17 protein-coding genes are annotated in these 21,455 nt (G+C 42.7%); 5 read left to right on the forward strand and 12 right to left on the reverse strand.

The genetic code is table 11. The features are described from left to right. Positions 1-3 precede the first annotated feature (3 nt). The 4 genes from F899_RS09505 to F899_RS09520 all read right to left on the reverse strand — a co-directional run bounded on the left by F899_RS09505 (position 4) and on the right by F899_RS09520 (position 4,311). Positions 4-2,643 carry a bifunctional aconitate hydratase 2/2-methylisocitrate dehydratase gene (locus F899_RS09505; protein ID WP_005222397.1) on the reverse strand — a complete coding sequence of 880 codons (2,640 nt, stop codon included), beginning with the start codon at positions 2,641-2,643 and terminating at the stop codon, positions 4-6. Positions 2,644-2,937: 294 nt separating this feature from the next. Further along, the gene (locus F899_RS09510; protein WP_005222398.1) at positions 2,938-3,207 is read right to left on the reverse strand and encodes a hypothetical protein; all 270 of its coding nucleotides are present in this window, start codon (positions 3,205-3,207) and stop codon (positions 2,938-2,940) included. Positions 3,208-3,410: 203 nt separating this feature from the next. Beyond that, positions 3,411-3,770, reverse strand: a complete 360-nt coding sequence (locus F899_RS09515) for a hypothetical protein (RefSeq protein WP_004892990.1) — start codon at positions 3,768-3,770, stop codon at positions 3,411-3,413. Between the two features lie 112 nt (positions 3,771-3,882). Beyond that, positions 3,883-4,311, reverse strand: coding sequence for an I78 family peptidase inhibitor (locus F899_RS09520; RefSeq protein WP_004815758.1), 429 nt, complete (start codon positions 4,309-4,311; stop codon positions 3,883-3,885). A gap of 227 nt (positions 4,312-4,538) precedes the next feature. On the opposite strand from F899_RS09520, the gene xseA reads away from it, so the two are divergent. Both xseA and xseB read left to right on the forward strand, forming a co-directional pair. Further along, positions 4,539-5,798, forward strand: a complete 1,260-nt coding sequence (gene xseA, locus F899_RS09525; protein ID WP_005222399.1) for an exodeoxyribonuclease VII large subunit — start codon at positions 4,539-4,541, stop codon at positions 5,796-5,798. After that, the gene (xseB, locus tag F899_RS09530; RefSeq protein WP_004892985.1) at positions 5,791-5,988 is read left to right on the forward strand and encodes an exodeoxyribonuclease VII small subunit; all 198 of its coding nucleotides are present in this window, start codon (positions 5,791-5,793) and stop codon (positions 5,986-5,988) included. The genes xseA and xseB overlap by 8 nt, the downstream gene beginning before the upstream one ends. A 125-nt stretch (positions 5,989-6,113) precedes the next feature. On the opposite strand, the gene F899_RS15670 is transcribed toward xseB, so the two are convergent. The 3 genes from F899_RS15670 to F899_RS09540 all read right to left on the reverse strand — a co-directional run bounded on the left by F899_RS15670 (position 6,114) and on the right by F899_RS09540 (position 13,731). Next, entirely contained in the window at positions 6,114-6,263 is a 150-nt protein-coding gene (locus F899_RS15670) for a hypothetical protein (protein ID WP_004892982.1), read from the reverse strand. 158 nt (positions 6,264-6,421) lie between these two features. After that, complete coding sequence (locus F899_RS09535; RefSeq protein ID WP_005222400.1) at positions 6,422-10,939, reverse strand: translocation/assembly module TamB domain-containing protein; 4,518 nt, start codon at positions 10,937-10,939, stop codon at positions 6,422-6,424. A gap of 38 nt (positions 10,940-10,977) precedes the next feature. Beyond that, positions 10,978-13,731, reverse strand: coding sequence for an autotransporter assembly complex protein TamA (locus F899_RS09540; RefSeq protein ID WP_005222401.1), 2,754 nt, complete (start codon positions 13,729-13,731; stop codon positions 10,978-10,980). Positions 13,732-13,907: 176 nt separating this feature from the next. Between F899_RS09540 and F899_RS09545 the strand changes: the two genes are divergently transcribed. Both F899_RS09545 and coq7 read left to right on the forward strand, forming a co-directional pair. Further along, complete coding sequence (locus F899_RS09545; protein WP_005222402.1) at positions 13,908-15,224, forward strand: MFS transporter; 1,317 nt, start codon at positions 13,908-13,910, stop codon at positions 15,222-15,224. 3 nt (positions 15,225-15,227) lie between these two features. Then, on the forward strand, positions 15,228-15,863 hold the full coding sequence (gene coq7, locus F899_RS09550) for a 2-polyprenyl-3-methyl-6-methoxy-1,4-benzoquinone monooxygenase (protein WP_004815744.1): 636 nt from the start codon (positions 15,228-15,230) through the stop codon (positions 15,861-15,863). 88 nt (positions 15,864-15,951) lie between these two features. Here the strand turns inward: coq7 and F899_RS09555 are convergent, their stop codons facing one another. The 5 genes from F899_RS09555 to F899_RS09575 form a co-directional block, all read right to left on the reverse strand. Continuing rightward, entirely contained in the window at positions 15,952-16,653 is a 702-nt protein-coding gene (locus F899_RS09555; RefSeq protein WP_005222403.1) for a DUF1003 domain-containing protein, read from the reverse strand. 829 nt (positions 16,654-17,482) lie between these two features. Next, the gene (locus tag F899_RS09560) at positions 17,483-17,929 is read right to left on the reverse strand and encodes a 2-amino-4-hydroxy-6-hydroxymethyldihydropteridine diphosphokinase (RefSeq protein ID WP_005222404.1); all 447 of its coding nucleotides are present in this window, start codon (positions 17,927-17,929) and stop codon (positions 17,483-17,485) included. After that, positions 17,886-18,266 (reverse strand): dihydroneopterin aldolase, encoded by a 381-nt coding sequence (gene folB, locus F899_RS09565; RefSeq protein WP_005222405.1) that lies wholly within the window; start codon positions 18,264-18,266, stop codon positions 17,886-17,888. The genes F899_RS09560 and folB overlap by 44 nt, the downstream gene beginning before the upstream one ends. Positions 18,267-18,414: 148 nt before the next feature. Then, positions 18,415-19,713 (reverse strand): ABC1 kinase family protein, encoded by a 1,299-nt coding sequence (locus F899_RS09570; RefSeq protein WP_004892962.1) that lies wholly within the window; start codon positions 19,711-19,713, stop codon positions 18,415-18,417. 57 nt (positions 19,714-19,770) lie between these two features. Next, positions 19,771-20,499 carry a HesA/MoeB/ThiF family protein gene (locus F899_RS09575; RefSeq protein ID WP_171063880.1) on the reverse strand — a complete coding sequence of 243 codons (729 nt, stop codon included), beginning with the start codon at positions 20,497-20,499 and terminating at the stop codon, positions 19,771-19,773. A gap of 155 nt (positions 20,500-20,654) precedes the next feature. Between F899_RS09575 and F899_RS15805 the strand changes: the two genes are divergently transcribed. Then, on the forward strand, positions 20,655-21,296 hold the full coding sequence (locus tag F899_RS15805; RefSeq protein ID WP_005222407.1) for a hypothetical protein: 642 nt from the start codon (positions 20,655-20,657) through the stop codon (positions 21,294-21,296). Positions 21,297-21,455 lie beyond the last annotated feature (159 nt).

The raw sequence follows: 21,455 nt of genomic DNA on the forward strand, positions 1-21,455 counted from the left end.
TCATTAAGCTAATTGAGCAGCAGCAATTTTCTTAGTATCAATGTCTTTAGCAGCATCTGTATACTCGCTCATCTTGTCGAAGTTCAAGTATTGGTAGATGTCAGCTGACATGCTGTCGATTTGAGCAGCGTACTGCTGGTATTCTTCTGGAGAAGGTAATTTACCCAATACAGCAGCAACAGATGCAAGCTCAGCAGATGCCAAGTAAACGTTCGCACCTTGACCTAGACGGTTCGGGAAGTTACGAGTAGAAGTCGATACACAAGTCGTGTTCGGCGCTACACGTGCCTGGTTACCCATACATAGTGAACAGCCTGGCATTTCTGTACGAGCGCCAGCTTTACCATAAGTATTGTAGAAACCTTCTTCCATCAACTGGTGTTCGTCCATACGAGTTGGAGGAGCTAACCATAGACGAGTAGATAAAGAACCACCAGGTACTTTGTCTAGAAGTTTACCAGCTGCACGGAAGTGACCGATGTTGGTCATACAAGAACCAATGAATACTTCATCAATTTTCACGCCTTGAACGTCAGAAAGCAATTTTGCATCATCTGGGTCGTTCGGGCAGCAAAGAACTGGTTCAGTAATTGTAGAAAGGTCGATTTCGTACACTTTAGTGTATTCAGCATCAGCATCAGCTTTAAGAAGTGATGGGTTTTCCAACCATTTTTCCATGTTCTCAACGCGGCGCGCCATAGTACGAGCATCGCCATAGCCTTGCGAAATCATCCACTTCAGCATAGTGATGTTAGAACGTAGGTATTCAGCAACTTTATCTTCAGAAAGCGTGATCGCACAACCAGCCGCAGAACGTTCAGCAGAAGCATCAGAAAGTTCGAATGCTTGCTCAACAGTCAGGTCAGTTTCCATTTCTGTCAGGTCAATCTCAAGGATACGGCCAGAGAAGATGTTTTTCTTACCTTTCTTCTCTACAGTCAGGTCACCTTCTTGGATCGCTACGTAAGGAATCGCATGTACTAGGTCACGTAGAGTGATACCAGGTTGCATTTTACCTTTGAACTTCACAAGAACAGACTCTGGCATGTCAAGTGGCATAACACCAGTTGCTGCAGCAAACGCTACCAGACCAGAACCCGCTGGGAATGAAATACCGATTGGGAAACGAGTATGTGAGTCACCACCAGTACCAACAGTATCTGGAAGAAGCATACGGTTTAACCAAGAGTGGATAATACCGTCACCTGGACGTAAAGAAACACCACCACGGTTCATGATGAAGTCAGGAAGCGTGTGTTGCATTTGAACGTCAACTGGTTTTGGATACGCAGCTGTGTGACAGAAAGATTGCATTACCAGGTCAGCAGAGAAGCCTAGGCAAGCCAAGTCTTTCAATTCGTCACGAGTCATAGGACCAGTTGTATCTTGAGAACCAACTGTAGTCATACGTGGTTCACAGTAAGTACCTGGACGGATACCTTGACCTTCAGGAAGACCACAAGCGCGACCAACCATCTTCTGAGCAAGGGTGAAGCCTTTGCCAGTGTCAGCAGGTTGTACTGGAGTACGGAACAGAGTTGAAGGCTCAAGACCAAGCTCTTCACGTGCTTTAGTTGTCAAACCACGACCAATGATCAGGTTAATACGACCGCCCGCACGAACTTCGTCTAGAAGTACCGGAGTTTTCAGTTCAGCTTCAGCGATTTGAGCACCGTCTTTGAACGCAGTTACTTTAGCAGCAGCTTTGTCGATCTTCAGGGTGATCTCGTCGCCCATGTTCATGTTTGCTACGTCGATTTCAACTGGTAACGCACCAGCGTCTTCCATGGTGTTGAAGAAAATCGGAGCAATTTTAGAACCTAAGCAGTAACCGCCTTCTTTCTTGTTCGGAATGTGCGGAATTTCGTCACCGAAGAACCAAAGTACAGAGTTAGTTGCAGATTTACGAGAAGAACCTGTACCAACAACGTCACCTACGTAAGCAACTTTGTTGCCTTTCGCGATCAGTTCTTTGATCTGGTTTAATGGACCAACTTCACCAGGAACTTCTGGGTTGATGCCATCACGTACGTTTTTCAACATTGCATTTGCGTGCAATGGAATGTCTGGACGGCTCCAAGCGTCTTGTGCTGGAGACAGGTCATCAGTATTCGTTTCGCCAGTTACTTTGAAAACTGTCAGTTTGATTTCTTCAGGAACGTCTTTACGGTTTGTGAACCATTCAGCGTCAGCCCAAGATTGAAGAACTGCTTTCGCATTTGCATTGCCTGCACGTGCTTTGTCGGCAACGTCATGGAACGCATCAAATACAAGAAGAGTTTTCTTCAACGCTTCTGCAGCAAGTTCACCTAGTGCAGCGTCGTCTAAAAGTTCTACTAAAGGAGCAACGTTATAACCACCAAGCATAGTGCCCAGTAAGTAAACCGCACGTTCTTTAGAAACTAGTGGAGAAGTCGCTTCGCCTTTTGCCAATGCAGCTAAGAACGCAGCTTTTACGTATGCAGCTTGGTCAACACCTGCAGGAACACGGTTTTCAAGCAAGTCAACTAGGTATGCTTCTTCACCCGCTGGTGGATTTTTTAATAATTCAACTAATGCAGCAGTTTGAGCATCGTCAAGTGGCTTCGGTGGGACTCCGAGTGCAGCACGTTCTTCAACGTGTTGGCGGTAAGCTTCTAGCACGGTTTATTCCTCTTTTTTAAAAAATTATCTGTGAATTCCTACTTTATAAAGCTTCACAAATAATATGGACTCTCAAATTTTACTAAAATTCCAGTTAAAAGTTAATGCAAGTAAAGTGTTTCTTTGTGATGCTCATTATTTTGTAAATAAATGATGTGCATAATGATTATTTGATAATCAAAAATCTGTTTTCTTGCATAAATTAAGCTCTCATTGAGCACTTTTAGCTGAATTTCACTTATAAAAAAGGCAACACGAATGTTGCCTGAGTTATAAGAAAAAAGATACTCCACCTTAGTGTACTGTGCTTGTGCTCAAATATTGGTTAAATGCATCACGACAGCCTTCAAATTTAAGTACACACTGGTCTTCGTAGGTGCCGTTATGATTATTACTGGCAAAGGAAATATGCACCAGATAGAGTTTTTTATTTTGATCAAGAATACGTTTTAAACTGACTTTATCACCAACGCTCAGCACGTAGTTTCCACCACCAATGATCGCCATGCCCTGTTCATCTTCGAGCAACAGATCTGCATGATGTAAATATCCCACAACGTTCATAATGTTGCTCCTTTCTAATTATTTTGGAGATATTTTCATTATTCGATATTTAGATAAGTATTGCTATATTTTAGATTTAGAATTTGTCACAAATTGTACAAGCCGCTTAGGCTATTTTTATAAGAAATTAGTATTAGATAAATAACTTCTTCACGCTTGCATAAAATAATTTGAATATGGCAAAGCTATAAAAAAACCGTTCCTTAGAACGGTTTATAATCTGGCAATTCGTCATGCGGTGTCGCAATACATTTTTCAGTATATTCAGCACGGATTTTTTCACGCGATTCTTTCACATCTTTGGTGATTTCATCCAATGGCATTTTATAAACGTCATCAATAATGGTCATGACGAATGCTTTGGTAGTTTCATCTTCAACCTTGCTGGCATGTTCAACAGCTTTTTCTTTCTCAATGCCATTTTGACGGTCCAGCATGATACTGCGTGCAGCATTGCCCACACTACGACAATAACCTTGCCACTGCTCTTCAGGGGTGAGTGGTTTCTTTTCGGCACAGCCAGCCAAAGCCACCAAAACAGATAAAGCAAATAACTTTTTCATGAACTTCTCCTTACGCAGGGCAATATAAAAGATCACAGCGTATTTGTCATTTAATTTGCCAAGTCCGGCTGCAACAAAAAAGCCCTCTACAGGGCTTTGTTGTCAAAATGATTTAGCCGCAGCTGGACTGAACAATTTTTCCAGTTTTTGGATCTACGGTGACCGTAACACGGTCTTCACGGAAATCCATAGTTACTGCTTGTCCCGGTTGTATCATACGCACAATTTTAGCTTTGGTTTTGGCTTTGATTTGCGCTTCACTCAGACCAGACTGACCGATCAGACTATGTGCTGCTTCAGACAGGCAGATGTCCTGATTGCTACGATACAATGCCCACTCCTCCACCACTTTACCATCTGGCAGATGGCAATAGGCCACCTGACCATCCACTTCATTATGGATATCAAGCTTACCGCCCTGATCCACACAATAAGCACTGGCAGGATTCGGCATGCCAATACGCGGTGTTTCTTCTGGTTGCTGTGCTGCACATCCTGTTAATACGGCGATCAACATGCCCAGATACATGATTCTTTTCATTGGCGATCTTCTTCTAAAGGACCATTCCGACTTAATTTAACATAGTCATACTCAAGAAAGTTTATCTAAATGTATGTAAATCAATGCTGAAGCTACTATCAGCGATAAATCATGATGCTTTTATATTGCCCTGCTGCAATTAAGCCACAAGAATACTTAGTAATCTGGTTTGAGTGATATGCAGGTTTAAGCTAAAATTTGCTTGAATTTTAAACTTTTCTGCGGCTATGCAAGATCCCCAATTCTCGCTTAAGGAATATCTCTCTACCGTGCAGGAGGTGATTAAACTCACCTTCGATACACCGGTATGGGTCAAGGCAGAGATACGCAACCTGAATATCAAGGCAGGTCATTACTATCTGGAACTGGCAGAAAAAGATCCTGACAATGATCAGGTGATTGCCAGTTGCCGTGCCACCATCTGGAAATTTGCTGCACAGAAAATTGTGACCCCGTTTGAACGGGAAACTGGGATTGAGTTAAGTCGTGATTTAAATGTTCTGATTAAGGTCAAAGCCAGTTTTGATCCGCAATATGGCTTTTCCCTGAATATCGTTGAAATAGATTCCAGTTATACCCTCGGTGATATCGCCCGACGTTATCAGGAAATCGTACAACGACTCACGGCAGAAGGTTTGATTGAACGCAACCGGCAATTACCAACACCATTCGACCTAAACCGGATTCTGGTGATTGCTCCTGAAAATGCTGCTGGTTTAGGTGACTTTAAAAAGGATGCAGATGCACTAGCGGATGCACAGGTATGCGAGTTTGTTTATCACTCGGCGACTTTTCAGGGAAATACTGCACCACAAAGTATTCGCCAAAGCCTGGCACAAGGGCTGAAACAGTGGGCAGAAGATTACACAACGGCGCCTGATTTAATCGTGATTATCCGCGGTGGTGGTGCAGTCAATGATCTGGCCTACCTGAATGATTATGAACTGGCTGCCCTACTGTGTAAGCGTAGTGTGCCAATCTGGGTTGGTATTGGTCATGAAAAAGACAGGACCATTCTGGATGAAATTGCACATCGTTCCTATGATACCCCGAGTAAAGTCATCGCTGGGATTCGCAATCACATTGTGGAGCGTGTGCAGGATGTCATTACCAATCTGCAAATTATTCAGCGTAGTTCCCGGCAGCAGATTCAGGCCTATCAAAACCAGAATGATCAATTGATGACATTGATTCAAAGTATTGCCAATGCCAAAGTCTCGGATGCTTTCAAAGAAGTTACTCAATTGAAATCTAATATCAGCAATTTGGCCCGCCAGCAAACCCGAATTGCACAACAACAGATTGAAGCCTTGTTACGTGAAACGCTGATCCAGAATCCGAAAACAGTACTTTCCAAAGGCTATGCCATCGTCCGTCAACAAGGTCATGCTGTGCGTTCAGTCCATGAACTTGAAAGTGAAGTTCAGGTCGAAATGCAGGATGGAACTTTTGTAGCCAATATCACACAGGTAAATCCACATGAATAATGACAATACTTTAAGTTTTAAAGAAGGCTATGAAATTCTGAAACGAAATGCGGAATTATTGGATGCCCAGCAGGAACCGGATATTGATAATCTGATGAAGATTGTTGAGGAATCCATGGCAGCCTATAAAGCCTGTAAAACACGTGTCGATGCAGTACAGCAAGCATTAGATGACACTTTTAAGGAATAAAATTTAAGTTTTATCTCCTATTATGTTTATTTTTTAGAGCAAGTAATAAGGTTTAAAATATAACTTAGGCTATTTTCAGAATATGAAAAGCCTTCATGAAGAAGGCTTTTTTAGATGAGAACAGTCTATTTTTGCTCTCTTAGCGGATTTTCAGGCTCTGCATTGGGTTTTTTCTCAGGCTTAACATTCTTATAAGAAGCCTGATTGCCCTTGTCATCGTTGGATTCTTTATGTGGCGTAACATCTTTATCTGATTGCTCTGATAGATTTGTCATATGTGTTCCTTTACTCAATATGCTTAACCCATAGATATGACAGATTGGGACCCAACATTAAGGCTAGAAATGTTATACATCTTTATCATTTTAAAAAGACAAGAGTTGCTTCAACTCCACAATTAAAAAAAGCCCTCACTTGAAGGGCTTTTTTTCTTTTAGAAACGCCAGTTATAGAACAAGTCGATGGCTCGTTCGAGAGACTGACTCGCTTCCAGATATAGACGCTGATTCATCTGATAACGCAAAGTCAGTTTATTCACTGGGGTAAAGACACCTACACCATAGCGAATATACAGGTCTGGCGTAATATAACCGGTAACTGATACCTGGGTATCATCGCCTGTACCCTGTGCATCCAATGCCAGACCACTTAAACCAAAAGTACGACCAATCTGGTTGGTCAATGCGCGGGTACCACCTAGACCCAAACTGATCCCCGCAGCGGCAATGGTATTGTTAACATCAGACCTGAAACTTTCAGACTGGCTTAATGCTGAACTACCTTCATTGATCCGGCCGGTGATCAAGGCATTTAATGCTTCCTGTTCAGACAAGCCGGCATCGTTATACACCTGAATAGCAGGACTTGAGGCTGTACCGGTAACACGTACACCTACGACACTACCTTGTACAGATTTGTTGGCATCAATATCCAGGGTCGGATTAGACAATGGACCGTTAAAACGGGCAATGGCACGGTTCAGATCCAGACTTTGACCATACGCTTCGATTTTTACCCGCTGGGACACACCAATCGCACCATTGGCACGCATCGCTGTTTCCAGACCACGTTGAGACAGGTTGACCCGTCCAATCAATGGAATACGGCTATCAAAGCCCTGGAAGATCACCTGGTTACCCAGTGACACCGCAACATCAGCACGAATATCCCATGGACGTGCTGATTTTAGAATTGCCAGCTGATCCTGACCTTCCTGTACAATACGGACATCTGAAGAAATATTAACAACTGGTTTAGACGCTTCCGGCATAGAAATCAAAGCACGTGGAACTTCTATTGAACCATTCAGACTGAGTTTCTTGTTAAATGGATAAAGGTCCAAAGCCAAATCTGGCGTGACGACAGCTGTAATCAGTGGTGCCTGGCGTATCAGCAGATTTTCACCTTTGAGACGTAACTGAACACGTGGATCGTTTTTCCAGTCCACCGAACCAGTCAAGCGGCCTACACCACGACCACTGTTAAATGCACCATTAATTGTCGCAGAATCCTGACGTACAGATGAATACAGTTGCACATTGGTCAGATTCACTGGCAGGGAAATCATACTGATCGCCCCATCTTTTACGCGAATCTCACCGTTTAATAATGGCTGGGTTAATGTACCGCCGATCTTACCCGCATAAGATAAGGTGCCTTCCAGCGTACGCACATCCTGAATAAATGGCTTGAATACTTTCAGCTGTACTTCGTTAAAAGCGACTTCACCACGCATCGGTTTACTGTCACGATATGGATCAATAATGACATTGGCATATCCCGTTCCAATATCCGGTGTCTTCACATCCAGACGAATTTGCAAGCCATCTGCAACACTTTTCGCGACCAATCCGACTTCATCATATTTCAGGGTTTGCCCCAGATATTGCGGATCTTCAGCAGCTAGCCCCACCACACCATTTCGGGTGACAAGTCGGGCATCAATCTTCGGTTTCGCACCTTGCGCCCATGTTGCACGCGCGTAGCCATTGACCTTACCGGTAATTGCCAACCCTTCAGGCATGAACGCACTGAAATCATTCAGATCCAGGTTCTGGGTCTGGAATGAGACGCTACCACGTGTCTTGTTGACACGTATTGGCCGGTCAAAGCACAACTGACTTTGCTGGCTCATCCAGCAATGCGCACCGACAAACAGATCTGACTGTGCTGTGTTATAGATCACAGAGGCATTCTGACGCTGTACCAGACGCGTACGCAGGGAATCGAAATCACCATTTTGAATCTGCCCCAGCCAGTTATTTTGCGCATTAAAACCACCGGCCAACTGTACATAAAACTTGGACAGTTTGTTTTCTGCCTGAACTTTTAAAATATGCGCTGCACGTGTCCCAGCTAGAGATATTTCACCGCGGGTAATCTGACGATTACCACTACGCAGGTTATCCATGGTTGCGGTAAGCAAGGTTGGTGTGTTTTGTGAAGTTGGCAACTGGCCTTGTACCCGGATTTTCTGCACGCTAAACAGATTATTAAAGGCAAAATCATCAACCGCCAGGTTGGTTGAAGCACGCAAACGTGGCTGCGCCTGCATATTGATATAACCATATGCACGACCACGCAGTCCTGGATATAACTCATAGAGCGCTGGCGCATTCACCTTGAGTTGAAGATTCTGTGCATTACCGGTTGCCTGAATCTGGTTACTGGCATAAGACAGGAACAGATTATTGGCTTCAAACTGCTGTGGTACAAATCCGCTCTGTTTGTTATCAATAATCATCGACAGATTACCTGTACCACGTACCGGCTTGTTATTCAGTATTCCGGCAAGATTCAGACGTTCAATCTGAATACGTTTCAACGCATCTGACCATACGCCACGGGTTTTCACATTTCCCGATAGCTCACCTTTGACACTGGAAGCAAAATATTGTGGCTTAAAGCGAACCAGTGAAGCATTAATATCCCAGCCAAAACCATTCGCCAGGTTCACCAGACCACTGGCATTGATCTTCCCTGCAATACCATCATGCCTGAATTCATTGATTTTCAATAATTCAGGTGTACCGGATACCTTGAATTTGAGTAGACCTTTACTTGCAGCGAACTGGCTGGCATTTAAATTGCCATCATAATTGACTGCATAGCCCTTGAAGCCACCGCCCCGTTTTTCATCATGGAATAACAATGCTGCCGTACTGGTACCGGTCAGTCGCACTGTTTCATTTTGACCAGCAAGGCGTCCTGTCAGATCGATCGCTTTTAAGTTGATAATCTGCTGATTTGGCTTGGCATAACCACTCGCTGTAACGCGACCATTGAGGCGATCGACTGGTGATGCTGCTGCCAGTGCCTGCGTATTCAGATCTTTGGCATTTAGCACAGCGCTCCATTTTAACTGGCGTTTTTTATCCGGCAGTTCTACTACGGCGTTACCGGTGAGGCCACCACTTTGCGCAGCATAACTAAAGCTTGGCACTTTGAGAATGTTATTCTTCAGATTCAGTTTCGCCTGATACATACCTGTTGGCAGCATACCTTGCTCATGGGCAGCCACCTGCGTTGCTACAAAGATGTCCTGCTGACCTTCGGTTAGCGCCAGATTTACATCTCCGGATTCGCTCTTTAACCAGCCTACATAAGGCACTGCACGGTCGATATTCTTCCATGCCACATTCATCAGCATCGGCTGGGCTTTTTTATTTTTCGCTTCGTTCTGATCCAGCTTGATGCTCCAGGTTTCATAACGATCGAAATCAACCAGCGCTGTCAGGTGTAAACCTTTTTCCAATGTCCCTTTAGAAGCGATATTTCCATCCAGACTTGGTGGGAGAAAGTCCTGCACGACCTGTGGAATCACTTTATCTTTAGGGTTAAGACGATTCACACGGCCAGACACATCCCAGGTCACCTGATCATGCCAGCCGACCATACCTGCCAGACTGACCGAACCTTTCATTAATTGTCCATTAAAGTCAGTAATATTCAGCTGATTGACCAGATCGGTATGCATCATGGCATTGTACTGGCCTTCCGGAATATCCTTGCCGCTCAGGTCTGTATTGAGATTAATATTCAGTTTTTTGATATCGCCATTAAATTCCGCCATACCATCTTTGGAGAATAGTTTCTGATCTTCCAATATTGGCCAGTGATACTGCTCAAATTTAAGTTTACCAAACATCGGCACATGTGAATTCATCGGATGAATCACGGCCCAGCCAGTCAGCAAGTCTGGCGTATAGGTGGCAACACCGGCTTCAATAGTCTCTAAGGTACCTCGGGCTGCTACACGAATATCACGAATATTCAGACTATTATTTAATGATGGAATATTCAGTACGCCGGTCGCATTCAGTGGATATTTACCATGGAAGTCCATATCACCCGTGGCATCATAAACATACAGATAGCCCATATTCATGCGCGAATTTTCGAAGGTCAGCTTGGTTCCCGACCAAAGTCCCTCATTAATTACCACATCATAAAAATCAACTGAGGAACTGTGTGTTTTAATTAGCAGGTGATCCAGATCCAGATGATCGACCCGCAATACAAATGGTAAACGGATATCATTATAAGAAAACGGCTTATCACTTGGCGGATTCTTGCTAATGACCTGCAGATTGCGCATATCTGCATTATTTAAATGAATTTCCCGTTTGAGAATTGCCCGCCAGCCTAGAATGACATCGGCACGGTCAATTTTGACATCAACCGATTTGAGCGTCACCAGCACATTGCGCACAATAATCCCGCGCCACAGATTACCGCCTTCATATTCATAATGAATAATCTGCTGACGTTGCAGTACCTGATCCAGTAAAAACTTGCTGCCACGATCCGTCGAGAACATGATCGCCAATGCCGCGAGTAAAAACAGAATAGAAAACAGCACCGACAGTAAGATACTTCTTAAAATACGGCGCTTTTTAGGTAAAGGTGTATTTTCCGGCTCTACTTCTTGTGGTTGCTGGTTCTCGACCATGTTCTTCCCAAATATCTAAAATTTTTAATCAGTTTATTTTATAGCTGTGAGCCAATAAAGAAATGCACGCGGATTGGATGGTTATCATCCGAAATGCCTGAGGCCACATCAATACGAATCGGACCAATCGGCGATGCCCAACGCACGCCGAGACCTACCCCATATTCAGTCGGATTACTAAAGTCCTTGTCATAGGCATTTCCGGCATCTGCAAATACTGCCGCACGCCAGCCTTCCCTGAATTGATAATTATATTCCAAGGAACCAATGGCCAGGGCCTGTCCACCTACTTTAAAGCCATCGATTTCTGGTGACAGACTCTTATAATCAAAACCACGAATACTTTGGTCACCGCCAGTGAAATATCTTAAGTTATACGGTACTTTGGTAAAATCTTCAGTAAAAATATAGCCTGCATCGGCACGACCGACAAACTGATGATCAGCATTTTCACCCAGTGAATAGATAAAGCGCCAGCCAGCATTGGCAATCGCCATATCTGCATCGGACAACAGTGCCTCACTTCCCAGTTCAATCTTGTAGGTCTGTCTAAAGCCTTTGGTCGGGTTTACCCGACGGTCACTGGTAGTACGAGCAATTTCATAACCGAATAATAAAGACTCTTGGGTTTCTGCAGTACTGACCAGGAATGCATCCGGAATATCATCAGCATTCACAGTACCATCCTGAGTCAATTGATCCAGACGGTAACGCATGCCATAAGTATGCTGCCAGCTTCCTCGTGGATTTTTAATATAACGATCGGCACCAATTACGGCAGATTCGATCAAGAGTCCATCGCCTTGTGCAACATCATCACGTTCTTCACGCTCATAACCACCGACAATACTGATGTAATCATTGAGCGGGTGTTTATACGGAATATTATAGCGGCCATCAATAGACTGACGGATTCCTGAAAGCTCGAGGTTGGCATCAAAAGAATGGCCACGTTTGTTAACGATGGCACGGCGGTACTGACCCCGTAGACGTGTCCCGGTATCGGTTCCATAACCTAGACCGACTTCAGCGCTGTTTTTCTTGTCAGCATTCAAAGTCACAATCACCGGAATTTCTTTCTCTTCACGTGCCTGGGCTTTTAAACGTTCCTGCTCATTGGCCTTGGTTTCCTGCGCAGTACGCATGGCGCGTATATCCGGGTTTTCTTCCTCACGGCTACCAGCAAACTGGCTTTCATCAACCACGTTTTGGGTAACTTCCCTGGAAGAAGCCTCCGCTTTTTTCTCCTGGGCCAAAGCCCCTTCAGAGATTTTTTGCTGATCGACCAGCAACTGCAGATCAGGCGCCAGTTCAAGTTCCACTTCAACTGGATCCGGTTTTACCGCATCGACCAAGGTATAGTTAAAATATCGTGAGTTGGTCAGGTTATTGGCTAGTGTGTTTACTCGCCAGAAACGGTAATCAGCATTTTCTTCCCAAGGCACCAGACTTTGCAAGATATCTGGATCTAGCGGGAATTCCTCATCCGGATCACTCATCCGGAAGGTCACCGGTCCAAGTTTATAAGGATCGCCAGTTTCATAACGCAGATTTACTTCTGCCGTATTCTGTGGCTGTGCGACCTTGACATCATGCAGCCGCCAGTGCGCATCGAAATAGCCGTTATTACTCGCTGCTTCGACAATTCGCTCCTTGGTTTTTTCATATTCACCATGATTAAACACATCACCCACTTCCTGATCCGGCAATACACTAATGACCTGGAACTGTGGTTGCTCAGCACCAGCACCGGTAAATTCCAGGTTCTGGCTTTGAATGATGACTGGCTCATTCAGAGTTACATGCACCCTGACGCGTGATTCAGAAAGTTTTTCAAAACGGAATTCGGTATTATAGAAGCCAACTGCCTGAGCAGCCTGGTTAGACAGACTACGTAATTGTGGCAATGCAGATGGAAAATCGCTAAAGGATTCCTGAGTGAAACTCGACAGTTTATTTTCAATATTCTCTGCCAGGTTTTCATAGGCCCGTATACGTGCAGCCGAACTTAATCCATTGCTCGTTTGAGTACTGCTTTCACCATTACGTATAACCACGTCTGCATCAATCCGCGGCACACTAGCTGTCATGATCTGGCGTGGCGGACGGATTTTATAAAAGAGTCGTTTAAAAATATTCGGTTTCTTGTCATCTGCTGGCGTAAGTTGCTGCGGAGGAATTTCCGGCAAGGTACTGCCTATTTCATTCGCCTGCACAATGATCTGGCTGTCAGACTGAATACTTTGCATCAGCTGATCAACATTGACTGGCGCCTGATTGATTTCCACCAGTTCCTGCTGGCTGATATCGGCAACCACGGTTTCTGTCTGCTGGGTCTGGCGATAGCTTTGTGCTTCCTGCTTGGCTTGCTCAGCCACTCGGTAAATTTCATCCGCCATCGCCTGATCAATCGGTTGAACCGGTAATTCTTCTAGGTCTTCAAACTCAATCGGCTTAAATACATCCAGCTGTGCGCCTTGCTGTTCCTGCTGTTGCAGCATTTCCAGGCTGTCTATTTCATTTTCTGGCTGCAAAGCCTGTTCAATTTTCTCGGCAGCTTCGTCTTCGGAATTAGCTACACCCTGTTGCACCGCCTGCTTAGACAGTTCATCAATCATTTCCGCCTGTGAAACTGCCACGGGTGTTTCCGTTTCTGGAGTTTGTGCCATGCCATGTTGGGCCAACATCATCAAGAAAATACTCATGCACAGGCAGCTGCCTGTAGGTGCAGATATGAGTGGACTCATGCTCTGACTCAGTATCGTTTCTTTAAATTTTATTTTTGCAGGCATAGCAAACTCTAAACAAATACATTCTTTAATTGATTATTTGACCGAAAAATATAAGCTAAGAAACTTGAATCTATAGGATTTTGCCATTTCCGTGGTCAAAGGTATCTTACATGATTTTTCAAGATGTTCACGCATCACTGACATTTCTTAATAAATCTTAATGTAGCACGTCCAATATGAACAATAACGAACATTTGTTAGGCTCTCGTCGCTTTTTACCCATGTTTTTGACGCAATTCTTCGGGGCGTTAAATGATAATGTATTTAAACAGGCATTATTACTGGTCATTACGTATGGGTGGATTCAGCAAAGTGCGGGCATTAGCACCTTAAATAATCTTGCTGCATTACTCTTTATTTTGCCTTATTTTATTTTTTCTGCGACTGCCGGACAAATTGCCGATAAATATGAACGTTCCCAATTGATTCGTTATTTAAAGATCTTGGAAATCGTGGTGATGATTCTCGGTACTATCGGTTTCCTGATGGGTAATCTATGGATTCTACTGTTTGCGCTGTTCTTAATGGGGACGCAATCGACTTTCTTTGGTCCGATTAAATATGCAATTTTGCCAGAAGTGCTCAAGAAAGAGGAATTGATGTCAGGTAATGCACTCTTTCAGTCTGGAACTTCCCTGGCGATCCTATTCGGTATGATTCTGGGGGGGGCGGTGATTGCAGCATCGGCTGGCAATTTACTCTGGATCAGCTTAACCGTAGTGGTTATTGCCATCCTCGGTTATTTATCAAGCCGCTTTATTTTAAAGCAAAGCATTCCTGCACCTGATATTCAAATTGACTGGAACTTTTTCCGTACCAGTTTTCAAACCCTGAAATATGCCAAAAGCCTGCCTTTGATCTTTCTGATTCTGCTTGGTAACTCCTGGTACTGGTTTTATGGCGCGACCTATTTAACCCAGATTCCACAACTGACCCTGCAGAACCTGCATGCTTCTGAAAATGTTGCAAGTTTACTGCTAACTTTCTTCTCGATCGGGATTGGCTTGGGATCTTATCTGTGCCGTAGATTAGGTGGGACTGAAGTTAATATTCGTATGGTGCCAATTGGTGCAGTTGGACTGACCGTCTTTGCTATTTATCTGGCTGTCAGCATGGCCTTTATACCTGAGCGTACTGGCGAATTGCTGGGTCTGGCAGATGTATTCCGTCAGGGCTGGAGCTATTACCATGTGATGTTTGCCGTGACCTTATTGGGTATCAGTGGTGGTTTTTATATTGTTCCGCTGTATGCCATGATGCAAGCACACTCTCCCCGCTCACATCGTGCACGGGTGGTTGCAGCAAATAACATTTTGAATGCAGTTTTCATGGTATCTTCTGCTATATTCTCGATTATTATTTTAAGTGTCTTAAAGTTTGATCTTAAAATACTTTTCTGTATTACAGCGGTCTTATGCGGCATATTTACCTTATGGTTATTACTGCGCCTTAAACCGATGATCAACTCTGCACAAGCATCATTGGAGGATTAATGCATGCGTCAATTTACAGGTGTCGATAAGCTCATTCATTCTTTTGACCAGGCATTACGTAGTCTTGTCCCAGGTACGACTTCTGCACAGCGCACTAATCCTGCTGAAAATACTGATAGCCAACTGGCGGTTTCTGATGCTCGTCATGTTGCGGGTCTGATGCGGGTGAATCACAGTGGTGAAGTCTGTGCACAAGCGCTTTATCATGGTCAGGCGATGACCGCCAAACTGCCAAATGTCCGTCGTGAAATGGAACAGGCAGCAATTGAGGAACAGGATCATCTGGCCTGGTGTGAAGATCGTTTAAAAGAATTAGAAAGTCATACCAGCTTGCTGAATCCGGTTTGGTACGGTCTTTCTTTTGGGATGGGTGCCATTGCCGGAATTGCTGGCGACAAATACAGCCTTGGCTTTGTTGCTGAAACAGAACGTCAGGTCAGCCTGCATTTGCAACACCATATCAGCCAGTTACCACCGCATGATGAGCGTTCACGCCGTATTCTGGAACAGATGAATGAAGATGAATTGCATCACCGTGATACAGCATTAGCAGCGGGTGGTGTAGATCTACCTTTACCGGTCAAAATTGCCATGACCGGCATTTCTAAATTAATGACCAAGACCAGTTATTATATTTAACAACTAAGCTAGAAAAGCCCACACTGATGTGGGCTTTTTTATGCGTATTCAATCCACTAAATACTACAAAGGTTTCAGGCTCCTATACTCAATACTTCTTACTCATCTCAGAAAGCAGATCGAGTTGTATTTCCTGTATCTGAGCCAGTCTTTCCCACTGATGCTGAAGAAGATGATCCAGTTTTTCATGTAAATGCTGGATTTCAAGTTCAGCTTTGAGGTTGATTTGATAATCATTTTGGGAACGCAATCTGTCTTTGGCTTCTTGCCGATTTTGGCTCATCATAATGACCGGCGCCTGAATCGCTGCAATACAGGAAAGTATCAGATTTAAAAGAATAAAGGGATAAGGATCAACCGGTTTGGTTACGATAACCATCGTATTCATTCCGATCCAGAGGGTAATAAAAACAGTAAAACAGATCAGAAATGACCAGCTTCCACCAAAAGAAGCAATTTTATCAGCCAGCCTTTCACCAAAAGTCCACTTTTGTTCCAACGAGGCTTCTACATCTTTGGTAATCAGCTCATGATGGCGCATGCTCTTGATCACTTCATATTCAAGATTAGTGACTTCACCCTTTTCAGACTTTAACAATGCATGAACATACTGTACGCGATATTTGGTCAAATCTGTCTGGCAAATATAATGGTCAGGTGACCAGTCTGGAATATCTTTAGCAATCTCTTCGGTAATGACTTTTCTCACCGTTCCCATCGGGGTAAGATTTTTTAAGGAATAATATTTTCCACATACCAAGCATGGATAAGTTGCATTTTTTTCTTTCATGATTATTCTCTTTATCGTGACGCCAGTTCAACAATAAATTTGCTCTAAATTATTATTTGTATTGGTAATTTTAGTAACAAATATAAAAAGTTAAGCTCTGTTATTCGTTTATAGGTCATATAGATAAGCGAGTTTCTATCCCACCTCTTCATAGACCGTCACATTTTCTTAAAGAAGCGGATTGATAATAGATGTTATAATTTTACTATCTTCAAATATCCTGTTTTTTCCGGGAGTGCTAATAAAATAGATAAGGTTGCTGGTCATTCACATCCTTTTATTGCTAATTTAAAAGCTTAAAATAAAAATATTCATTAAGGTCATGTTATGGAAACAGTTATAATTCTTGTCATATTAGCGGTCATTACCGTACTACTGATTATTTTTTATAACAAGAAAAAATAATCAGCGCGCTTTTCTTTAACCAGTTTTGGTCAATTCTTGTTATTTAATATAAAAAATGCGCTGATTAGCCAAGCTTAGATTTTAAGCGTGCTCGTCTAGACCTCACGTTATACTAATTGAATTTGATCCGTTCCGGTTGAATTTTCAGTTCATACATATAGCCAATATCACCATCGCACTCTTCTTTAGACAGTTGTTAAACCAGCATATATATCTGACAATTTTCTAATTTATGAAACCATTTATCTTTTGCTTTATAAGGGACTAATCTGATTGCAACTCCGTTTTAGACCGACAAAACATGTGCTCCACATCAGCACAACTGCTAAAGGTTTAACCCTAGAAAAAACTTCGTTTAATATACCAGCATATGCTTCCACTCCTCTTTCTAAACCCTATTTTGCACAAGGTTTAGCATCAGGATTTATAGCACTGCGTTAAGTTTAACCTGTGGGTACTGGAGTTGATGGTCATATTCGAATGCCGGATGTGACCAGATCTCATGCATTGGAATTTTGACATCTAAAGCCAACGGTAACTTTTTTGGATTAAACTGCATTTGACTTAAATCACTGCCCCAGGCAATCAGATCGATATCCAGGCTGATCTGATGTGAGGGACGCACTCGTCCTGAATCCGCTTCCATCTGTTTAAGCTGCTGAAGCATTTCTTCAACTGTCATTTCAACCTGTAATAGACATGCTGAATTCCAGTAATTCTCACCAATCCCGTCACGACACGGAATAATATAGATGGGAGAGAATTGAACTTCTCCCCAAGTAGAAATGCATTGTTGTGCAGCTTGAAAATGTTGCTGAGGATGACAATTACTCGCCAGTGCTAAGGCGAATATCGTTTCGGTGGCGTTCAAGACGTATCCCTACAGAATTGGCTTGCGCGATAATGGCAGGCTTACGAATAGTAATTTTAATCGATTCAATTGCTGTAAAGGTAGTAAAAAGTGCGTTTAGCACTAACTTTGCTGCATGTTCAATCAATTCTGGCTGTGCCTGCTGAATTACCTGTGCAGAAATTTCACAGATCTCGGCATAATTTAGTGTATCTGCCAAGGCATCAGAATTGGATGCCTGTTCCAAATCTGTCTGAATAACCAAGTCCAGCATTAAAGGCTGAATAATCTGACGTTCCCAGTCAAAACAGCCAATTACTGTTTCAACCTTCAAACCTTCAATGATAATTGCGTCCATATTTCTGCTCAGGAGTTTTAAAATCACTTCAATAACCTCCCTAAATCCCTCTTTATGAAAGAGGGACTTCTACATCTCGAAGTATTTTTATGAGCGTGTAGCTCCTCCCTTTTTCAAAGGGAGGTTGGGAGGAATTCATCTTTTAGAATTAATGCTTCAACAATAAATTCGGGTCAATTGTCTGAATCATCTGTAAGCGCTGATCCGCATAGATATCGGTATATGGCGCAAGGATACGCATGAAACGGTCGAAATACAGCATTTGCTTGAACAGCAAGGCGAAGTCACGCGGGAAGCGAATGCCATGACGTTCACCAACGGCGACCATATCCATCATGACGTCATTAAGGTCACTTGGATTGGAACTTAGCAATTCTTGTGGATCTGCCATAATTACACCACTAAATAAACGCTCAAGATCTGCGGCCAATACTTTCGTGTCAATGGCAACTGCAGTCATGCCCATTTTCAGCATGTTTTCTGCCATCAGATCATAATTGGTATTTTGCAGTGCATCCATAAAGGCCATACATGCTGTCCAGACTTCCGGATTCAGCTGACCGACAATACCAAAATCGATAAAACCAACACGGCCATCTTCGAGTAGCATCAGATTACCGGCATGCAAGTCTGCATGGAAACTTTCACACATCATCAGGCTGCCAAACCAAGTATTCATTGCAGTAATCAGCACCTGAGAAGGATCTTTAGCCACTTTCTTCACTACATCAAAATCGGTCAATGACACGCCATACAAACGCTGCATGGTCAGTACACGACGCGTGGAATACTGATGATAGACTTTTGGTGCTGTCGCTGCATGATTATTGGTGACATTCAGATAATTAACGAAGTCATCCAGATTTTTAGCTTCTTCAATAAAGTCAACTTCACGCACCATACGTGTTTTAATTTCTTCAACGATATCTGCCAAAGATGCAAATTTCACTTTTGGCACGGCTTTTTCAAGCAGCTTGGTTGCCCAATGCAGTACATTCAGATCCGTATAAAGAATGGTTTCTACACCTGGCTTTTGCACCTTAATCACTACATCTTCGCCAGAAACCAGTTTGGCAGCATGTACTTGTGCAATAGATGCTGAAGCCAATGGCGTTTCCTCGATCGAGGCAAAGATTTCATCCAGATTACGGCCTTCAAACTCAGATGCCAGCACCTGCTGTACATAGCTAAATGGCAGGCTTGGAGTTTGATCTAGACAACCCTGAAATTCCTCGACAAATTCACGAGGAAATAAAGAGGGTGTAGAGGCAATAAACTGCCCTAATTTAATATATGTTGAACCTAAGGATTCAAAGGTTTCACGCATCAGTTTAGCATTACTTGGTTTTTCAGTCGCATACTTGATGCCTGCACGTGCAGCAATGACGGCGGTTTCACCGACACGTGCCACAGAACGCAAACCATCCAGGAAGATATTATTTTTCATAATGTCAGCGTAATTTCAAATTTTCTCGAGTGTAACAAATATTCAGGCTGATCTGTTCTATCTTGCCTGACAAATTGGACAATTCGTATCTTTCTCAAATTTGAGAATACGTTGTTGCATGCTCTGACCATCCCATAACAGCAGTTTTTGTCGTAATGGCATTTTCCCAAGTCCCAGATAAAGCAAAGCATGATGTGCTTGCAGACTTGCCATGACATTCGGTGTTGTCGTCAGCACACCAGAATCCGCACAGCGCATGGCTGTATCAGTTTGATCTTCTTGCGGGAACAGGCAGTTATAGCAGGCAGAATCAGCTTCCACCATAAACAGTTGGCCTTGTAGACCAATCGCAGATGCGCTGATCAATGCTACATCAAACTGTCGACAGATTTGATTCACCAGATAACGGGTTTCAAATTGATCACATCCATCCAAAACCAAATCCTGATGCTGAATCAGGTCTTGTGCATTATTGATAGATATTGCCTGATTATAATATTCAATTTGCACATGCGGATTAATCTGTTGTAAACGTTTCGCTAGCGTTTCTGCTTTATAAAAGCCGATATCTTGTGGGGTAAATGCGAGTTGACGCTGCAAATTACTGATCTCAACCGTATCCGGATCAATCAGGGTAATTTTCCCCACACCTGCACGGGCAAGTAACTCCGCGAGTGCACAGCCAATTCCCCCACAGCCAATAATACAAATATCGGAAAATTTCAGTTTTTCCTGTGCTTCGATGTCCCAGCCTTCTAACAGGATTTGACGTGCATACAAATGCATTTCCGCATCGGTGAGTTCGAATTCAGTGTTTAAAGCGTCTACCACTATACCGTCCGTGTTCTTTAAAAGATGAATCTATAATTTCAATCCATCTTGTTGATTTAAAATAATGAATAACATTTAATAAAGCATTCAACAAAAATAACTTAGATAAAATGAAATTTAATTTTTCATTAGATGCCGCCTTGATCATTACTGCTTTAACTGCACTACTTTATCTTGTAGCTCAGGTATTTCTTGCAGGTTATATCAGTATATTTGGCGCCGACATTACTGTACTAAATCTTACCGTTCAAGATAAATTGTATTATGGCTTTTTAAAGAGCCTTGTTCATACACTGTATTTTACTTTGGCTTTATTTGTACTTTTTATTGCTGTACCTTCCATCTTTAATAATTTTGGAGGCAATATATGGCTCCATAAAAAATTACAAAATTTAAGGGTCGCTATTCATAAGGATACAAAGCATAGACCGGTGATCCATAACAGCTCTTTTGAATTAGAAAATGAAAGACAATTTAATCGTAAGCTTTTTGCCTCCTACTTTATTCTGGTCTTATTGTTAGGCTCAGTAAAATATTTATCTTATATCGAAACTGAAGCAAAGCAACGTGCTCAAAATGATTTAATGAATTACTCAGAAAAATTAAGAAAAGTTCAACTTAAATCTCAAGAAAATCAGGAAGCCTATAAAATTCTCTGTGGTCAAAATCTTTGTGCCGTTCTTATGGTCAATGGAAAACAAAAATCCCTGCACTATATTGACCCCAAAGATATCGCATTCTTCCTAAATTAGGTTTTATATAGGATCGACAGAATTCTTAATCCGGATCTCCTTTTCTGTTTATTTGCTTCAAAAATTCGGTTGATGCTTTCTTAAAGAATAAGTACTTAAACTAGCTAAAAGTCTCTTTTTGAAAAATATAAAATCAGGTATTTATTTTGAAACACTCAA

It is taken from the genome of Acinetobacter sp. CIP 101934, assembly GCF_000369585.1.
Taxonomy (GTDB): domain Bacteria; phylum Pseudomonadota; class Gammaproteobacteria; order Pseudomonadales; family Moraxellaceae; genus Acinetobacter; species Acinetobacter schindleri.